Below are 12,719 nucleotides of genomic sequence, written 5' to 3' on the forward strand. Positions count from 1 at the left end.
TCAGCCGTTAGCGCGAGGTTCGCCATGTTCGGGGTAGATGCTTTCCACCTTGCCAGAATTCAGTTTGCCTTTACGGTATCTTTTCACATTATTTTCCCGGCCATTACCATCGGACTGGCCAGCTATCTGGCGGTGCTGGAAGGCTTATGGCTGAAAACCCGCGATGAAGACTACCGCAACCTGTATCACTTCTGGTCGAAGGTGTTCGCCGTCAATTTCGGCATGGGGGTGGTGTCGGGGCTGGTGATGGCCTATCAGTTCGGCACCAACTGGAGCGGCTTTTCCCAATTCGCCGGCAGCATTACCGGGCCGCTGCTGACCTACGAGGTCCTGACGGCATTTTTCCTGGAAGCCGGCTTTCTCGGCGTCATGCTGTTCGGCTGGCAGCGAGTGGGCAACGGCCTGCACTTCTTCGCCACCTGCATGGTGGCGCTGGGCACGCTCATCTCCACATTCTGGATCCTGGCCTCCAACAGCTGGATGCAAACCCCGCAGGGATATATCGTCCAACGGGGGCAGGTAGTGCCGGTCAACTGGTTCGAGGTGATTTTCAATCCCTCCTTTCCCTACCGGCTGCTGCATATGACCACCGGGGCCTTCCTGGCCAGCGCCCTGTTCGTCGGCGCATCGGCCGCCTGGCATCTGCTGCGGCGCAACGATACCCCGACCATACGGAAAATGCTGTCCATGGCGATGTGGATGCTCTTGATTGTCGCGCCGATCCAGGCGGTCATCGGCGATATGCACGGACTGAACACCCTGCAATACCAGCCGGCTAAAATCGCCGCCATCGAAGGGCACTGGGAAAATATCCCCGGCCAGGCGACCCCGCTGATTCTGGCGGGATTGCCCGATATGGCGGCGCAGAAAACCCGCTATGCGCTGGAGATACCCTATCTGGGCAGCCTGATCCTGACCCATAGCCTGCAGCGGCAGGTGCCGGCGCTCAACAGTTTTGCCAAGGAGGACCGGCCTAATTCCACCATCGTTTTCTGGTCATTCCGCGTCATGGCCGGCCTGGGCATGCTGATGATCCTGCTGGGGCTGTCCGGCCTTTGGCTGCGCCGCCGCCAGCGCTTGTATCGTTCACGGATTTTTCTGCGTTTCGCCCTGCTGATGGGACCGGCGGGATTAATCGCCATCCTGGCGGGCTGGGTCACCACCGAAGCCGGCCGGCAACCCTGGGTGGTATACGGTCTGCTTCGTACCAAAGATGCGGTTTCCGCCCATGGTTCACTGCATATGAGCCTGAGTTTGCTGGCATTCGTCCTGATTTACTGTTCGGTATTCGGCGTGGGCTACGGCTATATGATGCGGCTGATACGTCAAGGCCCTCCTTCTGGTAAAGAGAACATGGTTGAGAGGAAATAACATGGGTATCGATCTGCCCGTCATCTGGTTTGTGATTATCATTTTCGCCACGCTGATGTATATCGTCATGGACGGTTTTGACCTGGGCATCGGCATCCTGTTTTTCATGACCCGGGACCGCTCTGCCCGCGACCAGATGGTAAACAGCGTGGCGCCGGTGTGGGACGGGAATGAAACCTGGCTGGTGCTGGGAGGTGCCGCACTGTTCGGCGCGTTTCCATTGGCCTACTCGGTGATTATCGACGCGCTGTCGACCCCTCTTACGCTGATGTTGTTCGCGCTGATTTTTCGCGGCGTCGCGTTTGAATTCCGCTTTAAAGCCACCCTTGCCCATCGGCCTTTTTGGGATCGCGCCTTTATGCTGGGTTCACTGGCGGCCACCTTTTGCCAGGGGGTCGTGGTGGGCGCCTTTATTCAAGGGTTCCCGGTGACGGGACGGCGGTTCGCCGGCGCGGCTTTTGACTGGCTGACGCCGTTTTGCCTGTTTTGCGGACTGGGACTGATGGCGGCCTATGCCCTGCTGGGCTGTACCTGGCTGATTATGAAAACCGAACAGGATCTGCAGCGGCATATGTACCGGCTGGCGAAACCCCTGCTGTTGGCGCTGCTGGCCGCGATAGCGGTTATCAGCCTGTGGACGCCCCTGGCGCATCCGGCCATAGCCCGGCGCTGGTTTGCACTGCCCAATCTGTTCTATTTTCTGCCGGTGCCGCTGCTGGTGCTGCTTTGCGCCGGGTGGCTGTGGCGGGGCATTGGCCGCCGGGCGGATTTTTCACCGTTCATGATGACGCTGATACTGGTTTTTCTGGGTTTCACCGGCCTGGGCATCAGTATCTGGCCCAACATCATTCCGCCGGCCATCGACATCCGGGCCGCCTCGGCGCCGGCGCAAAGCCAGGGATTCATGCTGGTGGGGGCGCTGCTGATCATCCCGGTAATTCTGGTTTACACCTTCTGGAGCTATTTTGTCTTCCGCGGAAAAATCAATCCCCACGAGGGATACCATTAAACGGCTGTTATGGCTGCTGGCGCTATGGGCGGCCAGCGTGCTGGCGCTGGGGGTGGTCGCCACGCTGTTCCGGCTGCTGATGACCGCGGCCGGCATGCGAACCCACTGAGCGGATATGGCTAATCATCTGCCGCCGGCCAGCCGACATCATGCCATGCCGGGAAGCTGAATACCAAGCGCCCCGCCGGCTATGGAATTAACCTAACGTTATGCGGCGTTGCTGTTCGCCAGCCCGGAACGGTTATTACGCCAGTTCTCATAAAAGCGCTGCAAAATCAGCGCCGGCCACTCCGGTTCCGTCTGCGATTGCAGGCTTGCCAACTGCTCTTTGGCGCCGCTCCGGGTGCTGTGGCGCAGACAGCTCGCCATCAGGGACCGGCTGAATTCGGGATGGAACTGCAGCGAAAAGGTTTGCGGGCTATAGCGGATGATCTGGCAATCATCCCGGGGCGAGACGGCCAATACCCGCGCCTCGGCGGGAGGACGCAGCACCGTCTGCAAATGGGACAGCCAGACGGCGAACTGCCCCGGCAACCCCCCAAGCAGCGGATCGTCGTCGGCGCGGGCGGTGATCCGCACCTGTTGCAATCCCCCTTCCCAGCCGCGGGGATTATCGGCAACGACGCCCCCCAGCGCATAAGCGATAAGCTGATGTCCGTAGCAGATACCCAGTAACGGCAGTTCCAGGGCATGTACCCCGCGGATCCAGGCGGCGGTAATCTCGCTCCAGGGAGCATGATCGGTAACCATCGACCAGGACCCGGTAATGATAGCCGCTGAAATCCGATCCGGATCGGGCAACCGATCGCCGCGATAGGGACGGATCAAGACATATTCATGGGATTCCAGGCCGAGTCTGTCCACAAACCACTGGTACTGCTCCCCCACCTCGGCGGCGATGGCCGTCGGCGGTTCTCCCATCTGGACAATCGCCAGCGGTGCGTAAAAGGGTAAGTCCATTGCTGATTCCAATTCTTATGCTGATTTGAATGCCGGCGGGATCGATACCGATCGCGCCACAACGTCATGCAAAGTCATGCCGGCTACAGCGTTGACGCCGGTTCGTTATTCCATTATGCCTGCCACGGCGCCGCCAGGTCTACCGGCGATGGGGGCTTTTCCATGCTAATTAACGATTACCTTAGCAAGAAAAATGCTAATAGCGTATAGACCAAGGCGGCGTCATCAGGCCTATGGCAGGCCCTCTGATACCCGGCGCGCACTGTTTCGTTCAGTCAGTCCAGGGAATCCCCTTGCTCGAGTTTGCCGATGAGCTCTACCCGCCGCTGATGGCGACCCCCTTCAAACTCGGCGGCCAGCCACTCGTCAACGATCATCTTCGCCAGTTCGCCGCCTACCACGCGGGAGCCGAAGGCCAGGATATTGGTATCGTTATGCTGGCGGGAGAGTTTGGCCGAATAAGGCTCGCTGCAGGCCACGGCGCGGATGCCCGGCACTTTATTGGCGGCGATGGAAATACCGATGCCGGAACCGCAGATCAGGATACCCAGATCCGCTTCATGGTTCATCACCGCATCGGCAACCGACTTGGCGTAGAGGGGATAATCGGTGCGCTCCGACGTATAGGTGCCTTTATCGATGACAGAGATACCCTTGGATTCCAAATGGCTGACTATCTCGGGCTTCAATAACCAGCCCACATGATCGCAGCCGATGGCAATTTTCATCATTTGCTAACCTCAATTCCGTCCCGGGCTATTATCCGCATAGAGAGAGCTACCCGAACAGGGCCCCCTGAACCGGGAGATATCACCGGTGCATTTGTTCATGGATACTAAACTTCAAAATAAAATACTTAATATTATTAAAAATTATTGTGAAGTTATGCCTTTCAAAAAAATCGCAATAACGAGACATATTTTATCAGGCCATGCCTGTCATCTGACCGATTTTATGGCATGACACTGCGTAATGCAATAATATCCATCGTGAGTCAACGGTGCATTCGGCAGACCGCGCCGGTTCCTTCGTTTTAGTAGCCCTTGGCAAATCTTCACAAATTTTTTTATTTCTATGAATATTCCGCCATGGCCGGTATTGTCATGCTTTTTCAAACCCTGGCGGGATGGCATTATCACCGGCCGGTTTGCTATAACTGACAGCCTTGACCTGTTAAGGAGGGTGGTAAATGGTGGATTTGATCAATAACGAAAATGCCTTGGCGATTGGCGCTAAGATAAAAATGTCGCTCTCGCTGCTCAATACGACGGAGCGCGGCATCGCCGAGTGGTTCATCACCAGAGGAAACGTGGATAAACAAACCAGTATCAAACACGTCGCTTCGTCATTGAATGTCTCGGAACCCCTTATCGTCAAAGTGGCTAAAAAACTGGGTTATACCGGTTTTCGTGAATTGCGTCAGGCGTTATGGTCCTATTTTGCCGCTCTGCCTTTTGATAAAGAAGAAGAAATTTCTGAGGACGACAGCATTGAGCTGGTGCTGGATAAAATATTCAATAATTCCATCAATGCGTTAAAAGAGGCCCAGTCCGTCGCTGATCCGACGGTTATCGCCGAAGCATCCAGACTGATACTGCTGGCCGGGCATGTTACGCTGTTCGGCGTCGGCGGTTCGGCCACGGTGTGCCTGGATTTTGAGCACAAGCTATTACGCATCGGCATCCTCAGCCACTCTTATAACGATTATCACCTGATGCTCATGGTGGCCTGCCAGCTAGCGGAAGGGGATGTGGTGATTGTTATTTCGCAATCCGGCGATACCCGAGAACTGCTGCAGGCCGTGCAGGTGGCTAAGGACCGGGGCGCAAAAATCATCTGTATTACCAATGATAATGTTTCGCTTCTGTCGCAACTGTCCGATTTGTCCATCTTCAGCCCCGCCCGCGGCGGTCCGTTATTAGGCCAGAATGCCGTAGCCCGCATTATTCAGCTCAATTTGCTGGATACGCTGTTTATTGCCCTTGTTTTGCAGGACTATCATGGAGCAAAAGAAAAACTGGAACGAAGCATCGAAATAGTCAAACCTTTACATGGCAAAGGATAAAACAGCGGCTACGATCCTGGGTACGGTTGGTTATTTGAGTCGATTCCAGAGGAAGTTCTAATGAACGAGCTCTTTTCATTGCAGAACAAAAAGATATTAATCACCGGTTCCGCGCGGGGTATAGGTTTTATTCTGGCCCGGGGACTGGCGCAGTACGGAGCGGATATCATTATCAACGGCACCACCGCCGAGGGTACGGATAACGCGGTGCGTGAATTGCGGGAAGAGGGTTATACCGCGTATGCGATGCCGTTTGACGTTACCGACAGCGGCGCCGTCAAGGACGCCGTCCAGCGCATTGAATCCACTATCGGCGCCATAGATGTGTTAATAAATAATGCCGGTATCCAGCGGCGCCATCCCTTTACCGAATTTCCGGAGCAGGAGTGGGATGACGTTATCGCCGTGAACCAAAAGGCGGTGTTTCTGGTTTCCCAGACCGTCGCACGGTATATGGTGAAACGGAACCGCGGCAAAATCATCAATATCGGTTCGATGCAAAGCGAACTGGGTCGGGATAATATTACACCCTATGCCGCGTCTAAAGGCGCGGTGAAAATGCTGACCCGCGGTATGTGCGTTGAGCTGGCCCGCTATAATATCCAGGTAAACGGCATTGCCCCCGGTTATTTCAGTACCGATATGACCAAAGCCCTGGAAGAAGATGACGCTTTTACCGCCTGGCTCACCAAACGTACCCCCGCCGGACGCTGGGGCGATCCGCAGGAACTCATCGGCGCGGCGGTATTTCTTGCGGCGAAATCCTCTGATTTTGTCAACGGACACCTGCTGTTTGTGGATGGCGGCATGTCCGTAGCGGTCTGATTGATTCCCCCTGGCCGTTGGCGCGGCGAAAAAAATGCGCACGCCCCGTCCGCTTGATGCCCGGCGGTTCCAGGCTTTCAGCGGCAGATATCGGTCCGTGCGCTATCCTTTTTAGATTATTGTCAAAAGCCACTGCTTCCCTGTGCTTTTCATTTTCCATGGTTACGCCGGCCAGAAAGTGCTGCACTTCACGAAATCGTTACCCCACCGCCGGCCGGCGTGATTATCGGCCGCCGGTGCCGTTATCCCTCCTTCGCCCTATTGCCCGTTAGCGGGTATAATCGTCTCATGGACGCCGTTGGACTCTCCGGGCGTAACCACATAACTCGATAACTACAGCGGCGCGACCACGCATGACCGAATTGACTTATCTGCAGGGATACCCGGAGCATCTGCTGGCGCAGGTGCGGACCTTGATTCGCGAGCAGCGCCTGGGAGCGGTATTGCAGCAGCGCTATCCGGGAACCCATAGCGTCACCAGCGACAAAGCGCTCTACCAGTATGTGGTCGGGTTGAAAAACGCCTATTTGCGGAATGCGCCGCCGGTGGACAAGGTTGCCTGGGACAGCAAGATTCATGTGATTAAGAATGCCCTCGGCCTCCACACCGCCGTATCGCGTATTCAGGGAGCCAAACTCAAGGCCAAGGCGGAAATCCGTATCGCCACGGTATTCAAAAAGGCGCCCGCCGACTTGCTGCGGATGATCGCCGTGCATGAGCTGGCGCATTTGAAGGAGAAACAGCATGACAAGGCATTCTATCAGCTGTGCTGCCATATGGAGCCCCGCTATCATCAGCTTGAATTCGATACCCGTCTCTGGTTGACCCAGCTTGCGCTGGCGGATGGGGAAAACCGGGACTAGCCATGCCAGTGCCGCGGCACATGGAGAACCATTTAAGCTATAGAGAGAGAAGACCTGCCACTATATCCATCAGGAGGTTAATTTTGTCTGAGCGTTTCGACGACGGCAGCGCCGGCGATGCGGATTACGGGGTTATCGGCCGGGAATATTCCCGCTACCGCCGCTTCGATCCCGCCATCGCCGGTTTAATCAGAGATGCCCTCCGGCCCGCGCGCACGATACTGAACGTCGGCGCCGGCGCCGGTTCCTACGAACCCACCGATCTTGAGGTCACCGCCCTGGAACCCTCCGCCTCGATGCGCGCCCAGCGGCCGGCGCATTTGCCCCGGGCCATTGAAGGCGTGGCCGAGGCGCTACCCTTTGCCGACGGGATCTTTGATGCCGGCATGGCGACGTTCACGGTACATCAATGGCAGAACCTGGCCCAGGGACTGGCGGAGATGCGCCGCGTCGTTCGCGGCCCCATCGTTATCCTGTCCTGCGATCCCGGTGAGCTTACCAAATCCTGGCTGAATGACTACGCGCCGGAAATGATCGCGGTGGAAGCGAAGCGCTATCCGCCCATGAGCAGCCTGACGGCGGCGCTGGGCAAACACGCCAGCGTGCGGCCGGTCCCGATCCCCTTGCACTGCAGCGACGGTTTCGGCGAAGCCTATTATGGCCGGCCGGAAGCCCTGCTTGATCCCGGCGCGCGCCGGGCGAATTCCGCCTGGAGCTTCGTCGATCCGTCCGTCGCCGAGCGCTTTGTGCGGCATTTGACGCGCGATCTCGTCTCCGGCGCCTGGGATGCCAGGTACGGTCATTTGCGCACCCAGCCGAGTTTTGACGGCTCACTGAAATTAATTGTCGGTCGCGGCATCGATTCGCCGTCTACGCCGGAATAAGGTTGTGCTATTGTCGTTATCCGTGTAAAAAAACTGATAACCCGATGAAAAACAATATATACGCTCCGGACAGGATCATTACCGAGACCGACCGGGTCCTGGGATGGCGGGACTTCTTTTCGTTATGGTTCTCCCTGGGCATCGGCCTGGCGGTGCTGCAGGCCGGCGCCGTGCTCTCCCCCGGCATGGGCATGGTGAATTCCCTCTATGCCATCACGCTGGGTTCGCTGTTGGGATGCCTGCTACTGGCGCTGGCCGGCGTGATAGGTTTCGATACCGGACGCTCCTCCATGGCCTCCATGGCCTACAGCCTCGGTAAAAAGGGAGCCTCGGTGCCGGCGCTGCTGAATCTGCTGCAGCTGATTGGCTGGGGCGCCTTCGAGATTGTCATGATGCGCGATGCGGCGTCGTTGCTGGCGGCTCGCGCGCTGGGCAGCCAGACTATCTGGGCCAATGCCGCCCTGTGGACATGGCTGTTCGGCATCGGCGCCACGGCCATCGCCCTGGGTGGCCCGCTGGCCTTTATCCGGCTGGTATTACGGCGCTGGGGGATTTATCTGTTGCTTATCGCCTGTGCCTGGCTGAGCCTGTCCCTGTGGCGGCACGGGGACATTCACCGGCTGGCGGCGGCGGCGGGCAACGGCAGCCTGCCGTTTGCCGCCGGCTGCGATATCGTTATCTCCATGGCGCTGTCCTGGCTGCCGCTTATCGGGGATTACACCCGTTTCGGCAAAAGCGCGCGGCAAAGTTTTCTCGGCACCCTCGGCGGTTACCTGCTGGGCAGCCTGTGGATGATGGTTCTGGGCGGAGCCTATGCTCTGGCGTATGTGGGCAACGGCGACGCCAACGCGCTGCTGGTGGCGCTGTCCGGCGCCGCCCTGGGCATCCCGCTGCTATTGATCCTCATTGACGAAAATGAAAACGCCTTTGCCGACATCCATTCGGCGGCGCTCTCCTCGGCGCTGTTCATTCCACGCCAGGTGAAGCCCTTGACCTTGATTATCGGCCTCATCTGCACCCTCATCGCCTGGCAGGTGCCGTTATCCCAATACGAAAATTTCCTGCTGCTTATCGGGTCGGTTTTTTCACCGCTGTTCGGCGTGGTGCTGGCGGAACATTTCCTGGTCCGCCGCCGCCGCAATCCGGCCCCCGGCGCCGGTTTGTCCTGGCGGGCATTCGCCGCCTGGATCGTGGGTATCGCGGTGTATCAGCTATTGTTGCGGGACTATCCCCAGGTGGGCGCCACCCTGCCGTCGCTGTTGATTGCCGGTTTGCTGCATCTTGGCCTGGCCCGGCGGGGGGAATTTAATAGCGCTCGTTAGAAAAACATTGACGGCACCGGGCGTCGGCCCTAATTTGATAGCGGCTGCGAGAGGGCGCCACCGGCGCCTTACTCTTTTTTTTCTGTTCGATTACCCTAAGAGGGTTTTGTATGGTTACCACGGCACAACCGAACATCAGTTTTTATCAGGCATCAGTGCCTGTTTTTATCCGCATGCTGACCAATCTATCCTCCCTGCTGGCTAAAGCGGCGGCCCATGTCCAGGAACAGGGCATCGAGCCGTCAGACTGGATCAACGCGCGGCTGGCGCCGGATATGTTCACCCTGGCAAGACAGGTCCAATCCGCCAGCGATGCGGCCAAAGGCGGCGCTGCGCGCCTGGCGGGCTGTGAAATCCCCAGCTTCCCCGATACCGAAAGCACCTTTGACGAATTGCAGACCCGTATTGCCAAGACGCTGACTTTTCTGGGTAATTTACATCCGGAGCAGTTTGAACACAGCGGCGAACGCCCCGTCGTGATGAACATGCGCGGCAGCGAAAAATCCTTCACCGGTAATGACTACCTATTCCAAATGGCGATCCCGAATTTCTTTTTCCATATCACCACCGCCTACGACATCTTGCGTCACCTGGGCCTGGCGATCGGTAAAAAAGATTATCTAGGCTCTTTCGAATAAAAATTGGCATTAAAAAACGCCGGCAAATCACTGGATTTTGCCGGCGTTTCTTTGAATCTGATGCTTAGCCGGGGCATCCTACCCTGGCTCATTTATCCGTCATACCATTATTCGTAGATTTCCGCGGTGCCGCGCATTTGGTTATTGCCGGTAACAGAGGTAATACGGAACGATCTGGCGCCGGACTGGGCGGCTTTTTCCGCCAGCTGATTCTCAACAGAGGTTACGTCATGGGCGCCGGTAACGGTGATTACGCCCACTTGCTGCTGTTCGGCCGGAGCCGAGCTGACCAAATCGGCGGCGAAGCTACCGAATGACAGAGTGCCCAGTGCGATGGCGGCGATGGTGTATTTTACGTTTTTCATTTTCACGGTCTCTCTTTAAAAGTAATGTTTGAAATACCGATTAGCGATATCGTTATTTCATGCAGATGATTATTTTCAGCGAAGGGGAATATCTTTTCCCTCCGGGGCAATTTGTTAGTGCTAATTCTTTTTGCTGATTATCAATTTCAAACAGTGCTTATTGATATAATTCGGCCTTGCCGTGTATTTCGTTATAACCGGTCACCGAGATGATACGGAACGATTTGGCGCCGGCTTGGGCGGCTTTTTCCGCCAGATCGCTTTGCACAGAGGTCACGTCGTAGCCGTTGACGTTTATCACGCCCATTGACTGCTGCCGGGCCGGGACCGAATTGACCTGGTCGGCGGCAAAGCTACCGAATGACAAGCTACCTAATGCGATGGCGGCGATGGCGTATTTAATGTTTTTCATTTCCACGGTCTCTCTTTAATAAAGTGCTTTTGAAATAGCGACAGCGATATCGTTATTTCCTGCAGATGCGTTTTTTATTCAGCGGACGGGGATTTAATTCCCCGCCGGGGCTATTCGTTTACCGATAAATAAGCTTACTGATATATTTCCGCGGTGCCGTGCATTTGGTTATTACCGGTGACCGAGGTAATACGGAATGATTTTGCGCCGGACTGGGCGGCTTTGTCCGCCAGCTGGCTTTCGATGGAGGTTACGTCGTGGCCACCGCTCACGCTGATGACGCCGACTTGCTGCTGGTTGGCCGGAGCGGAACTGACCAGATCAGCGGCGAAGCTACCGAATGACAGGGTGCCCAGTGCGATGGCGGCGATGGTGTATTTTACGTTTTTCATGATGTTGTCTCTCTCGTAATTTAAGGGTTTTTGTCTTTGACGTTAATTTCTTAACGTTCGATAACTAAATACTATCCCTCTCACCTCGGCCGATCAACAACTTTTTATTATCGATCGTTAATTTATTACTTAAGAGACTGAAAATAATGATAAAAAAAGTTTAAATTTTCTTGTTTTCAAGCTCGATTCGCCGGCAAAAACCTACTTTAATTAACATTCGTTAATTATATAGGGCATGGGGCATGAAGGGAAGGAGAAAAAACCCGGTGACGGAGGGGGAGTCACGGCGTGTTTACGCGCTTGCAGCCTGTTTCGACCGGGCACTTTGTCAACAAGCTCAGCGGCTTATACCGCCGGCATTGCCTCGCTCAGGCTTCCGCCAGGCGCTTAAGCAGCTGGATCGCCTCGGCGAGCTGTTCAAGCTCGTGAGGGGCGAAATGATGGCTGATGGCATGGAACAGCCAGTCTTCACGTGCCGCCCGGCCGGCCTTGATAAGCTCGCGGCAGCGCTCGGTCAGGGATAACAGCGTCTGGCGGCCGTCCGTGGGGTCCGGCGTGCCGCTTATCATACCGGCGGCCGCAAGCGTTGCCACTGTGGCGCCCATGGACTGCGGGCGGACGCCCTCGGCCTTGGCGAGGGTCGTGACGGTGGCGGGGCCTTCCCGCTCAAGGCGCAGAATAACCGATTTTTGCGACTGGGTATAATCCCCGGGATGCGCCTGTTCACGCAATCGACGGCTCAGATTGCCGAGCACCAGCCGCAGCTCTCCCGCCATGGCCACGGCGCTTATTTCAGGTTCGCGCTGTTTATTGTCCATCATTCCCCTGGTCGTCCCAACGCCCGCTAAAAGAGTACTGTAACAAATTAAACGGCCAAGGGAAAAAGATTAGGACCGGTTGCCTCCGGGCGAGCCCAGCCGCCGCTCTATGGCGCTGGAGGCGATTTGCAGCACGATAACCATGACCACATAAAACAGCGCCGCCAGCAGATAGGCCTGAAGATTCAGGAAGGTGGCAGAGGCGACCATCTGCGCGTTACGCATCAGTTCGGTCACGCCTATCACCGAGGCCAGGGAGGTGCCCTTGAGCACAATGATGAACTCATTGCATAACGGCGGGAACGCCACCCGCAAGGCCTGCGGCAGTATTATACGCCGCATGGCCTGCGGGTAGGTCATGCCGATGGAGCGGGCGGCTTCCAGCTGCTCGCTGTGGATGGAGGTAATGCTGGCGCGGATGATTTCGGCGGTGTAGGCGCCCGCGTTTACCGCAAATGCCAGGGTGGCGGCGAACAGGCGGTTATCCAGCGGACTCAGCAGTTTTATCAATACCGGGCTGCCGGCCTGACTGGCCCAGGCCGGCAGTCCGAAATACACCAGATAGAGCAATACCAGCGGCGGCACGCCCCGAAACAGCGTGACATAACACAGGCACAGCAAACGCAGCGGAGTACGGCGGGATAGCCGGCCCAAGGCCACCAGCAGACCTATCAGCAATGCGCCGATCATGGCGAAAACCGTCAGCGACAGGCCCACCAGGGCGCCTTTTAAATAGAGCGGCGAATACGCCACCAAAAAGTCAATCATTGCTCGGACCATCCCCTAATTAACAAC

The 12,719-nt window shown here is 56.6% G+C and carries 16 protein-coding genes; 9 read left to right on the forward strand and 7 right to left on the reverse strand.

Annotation, left to right across the window (positions count from 1 at the left end; all coding sequences use genetic code 11):
* Positions 1–24 precede the first annotated feature (24 nt).
* Genes ACL2XO_RS25335 through ACL2XO_RS25345 form a run of 3 tightly spaced genes read left to right on the forward strand, consistent with a single transcriptional unit; the run spans position 25 to position 2,489 of the window.
* Positions 25–1,371, forward strand: a complete 1,347-nt coding sequence (locus ACL2XO_RS25335) for a cytochrome ubiquinol oxidase subunit I (RefSeq protein ID WP_413741808.1) — start codon at positions 25–27, stop codon at positions 1,369–1,371.
* 1 nt (position 1,372) lies between these two features.
* Positions 1,373–2,380, forward strand: coding sequence for a cytochrome d ubiquinol oxidase subunit II (gene cydB / locus ACL2XO_RS25340; protein ID WP_132925004.1), 1,008 nt, complete (start codon positions 1,373–1,375; stop codon positions 2,378–2,380).
* Positions 2,358–2,489, forward strand: a complete 132-nt coding sequence (locus ACL2XO_RS25345; protein WP_413726851.1) for a DUF2474 domain-containing protein — start codon at positions 2,358–2,360, stop codon at positions 2,487–2,489. The genes cydB and ACL2XO_RS25345 overlap by 23 nt, the downstream gene beginning before the upstream one ends.
* Before the next feature lie 98 nt (positions 2,490–2,587).
* On the opposite strand, the gene ACL2XO_RS25350 is transcribed toward ACL2XO_RS25345, so the two are convergent.
* Together ACL2XO_RS25350 and rpiB are read right to left on the reverse strand one after the other, a co-directional pair.
* Positions 2,588–3,340, reverse strand: coding sequence for a glutamine amidotransferase (locus ACL2XO_RS25350; protein ID WP_413741809.1), 753 nt, complete (start codon positions 3,338–3,340; stop codon positions 2,588–2,590).
* A gap of 275 nt (positions 3,341–3,615) precedes the next feature.
* Entirely contained in the window at positions 3,616–4,071 is a 456-nt protein-coding gene (gene rpiB, locus ACL2XO_RS25355) for a ribose 5-phosphate isomerase B (RefSeq protein ID WP_132924999.1), read from the reverse strand.
* Between the two features lie 458 nt (positions 4,072–4,529).
* Here rpiB and ACL2XO_RS25360 point away from each other — a divergent pair, with 458 nt between their 5' ends.
* The 6 genes from ACL2XO_RS25360 (at position 4,530) to ACL2XO_RS25385 (ending at position 9,937) form a co-directional block, all read left to right on the forward strand.
* On the forward strand, positions 4,530–5,405 hold the full coding sequence (locus tag ACL2XO_RS25360; RefSeq protein WP_203520665.1) for an SIS domain-containing protein: 876 nt from the start codon (positions 4,530–4,532) through the stop codon (positions 5,403–5,405).
* 60 nt (positions 5,406–5,465) lie between these two features.
* A complete protein-coding gene (gene idnO / locus ACL2XO_RS25365; protein WP_413725841.1) occupies positions 5,466–6,230 on the forward strand; it encodes a gluconate 5-dehydrogenase in 765 nt (254 codons plus the stop codon).
* A 353-nt stretch (positions 6,231–6,583) separates the two neighbouring features.
* Positions 6,584–7,093 (forward strand): YgjP-like metallopeptidase domain-containing protein, encoded by a 510-nt coding sequence (locus ACL2XO_RS25370; RefSeq protein ID WP_203520663.1) that lies wholly within the window; start codon positions 6,584–6,586, stop codon positions 7,091–7,093.
* 83 nt (positions 7,094–7,176) lie between these two features.
* Entirely contained in the window at positions 7,177–7,977 is an 801-nt protein-coding gene (locus ACL2XO_RS25375) for a class I SAM-dependent methyltransferase (protein WP_413741810.1), read from the forward strand.
* A 44-nt stretch (positions 7,978–8,021) separates the two neighbouring features.
* Positions 8,022–9,299, forward strand: a complete 1,278-nt coding sequence (cytX, locus tag ACL2XO_RS25380; protein WP_413741811.1) for a putative hydroxymethylpyrimidine transporter CytX — start codon at positions 8,022–8,024, stop codon at positions 9,297–9,299.
* Between the two features lie 110 nt (positions 9,300–9,409).
* A complete protein-coding gene (locus ACL2XO_RS25385; RefSeq protein ID WP_132924987.1) occupies positions 9,410–9,937 on the forward strand; it encodes a DUF1993 family protein in 528 nt (175 codons plus the stop codon).
* A 107-nt stretch (positions 9,938–10,044) separates the two neighbouring features.
* On the opposite strand, the gene bhsA (ACL2XO_RS25390) is transcribed toward ACL2XO_RS25385, so the two are convergent.
* The 5 genes from bhsA (ACL2XO_RS25390) to ACL2XO_RS25410 all read right to left on the reverse strand — a co-directional run bounded on the left by bhsA (ACL2XO_RS25390) (position 10,045) and on the right by ACL2XO_RS25410 (position 12,692).
* Positions 10,045–10,302, reverse strand: coding sequence for a multiple stress resistance protein BhsA (gene bhsA, locus ACL2XO_RS25390; protein WP_413725845.1), 258 nt, complete (start codon positions 10,300–10,302; stop codon positions 10,045–10,047).
* Between the two features lie 157 nt (positions 10,303–10,459).
* Positions 10,460–10,714, reverse strand: coding sequence for a multiple stress resistance protein BhsA (gene bhsA / locus ACL2XO_RS25395; protein ID WP_132924983.1), 255 nt, complete (start codon positions 10,712–10,714; stop codon positions 10,460–10,462).
* A gap of 134 nt (positions 10,715–10,848) precedes the next feature.
* Positions 10,849–11,106 carry a multiple stress resistance protein BhsA gene (gene bhsA, locus ACL2XO_RS25400; RefSeq protein WP_132924981.1) on the reverse strand — a complete coding sequence of 86 codons (258 nt, stop codon included), beginning with the start codon at positions 11,104–11,106 and terminating at the stop codon, positions 10,849–10,851.
* Between the two features lie 368 nt (positions 11,107–11,474).
* Entirely contained in the window at positions 11,475–11,927 is a 453-nt protein-coding gene (locus ACL2XO_RS25405; RefSeq protein ID WP_243701507.1) for a MarR family winged helix-turn-helix transcriptional regulator, read from the reverse strand.
* A 66-nt stretch (positions 11,928–11,993) separates the two neighbouring features.
* Complete coding sequence (locus ACL2XO_RS25410; protein WP_413725846.1) at positions 11,994–12,692, reverse strand: amino acid ABC transporter permease; 699 nt, start codon at positions 12,690–12,692, stop codon at positions 11,994–11,996.
* Positions 12,693–12,719 lie beyond the last annotated feature (27 nt).

It is taken from the genome of Sodalis sp. RH15, from assembly GCF_047324255.1.
Taxonomy (GTDB): domain Bacteria; phylum Pseudomonadota; class Gammaproteobacteria; order Enterobacterales; family Enterobacteriaceae; genus Acerihabitans; species Acerihabitans ligni.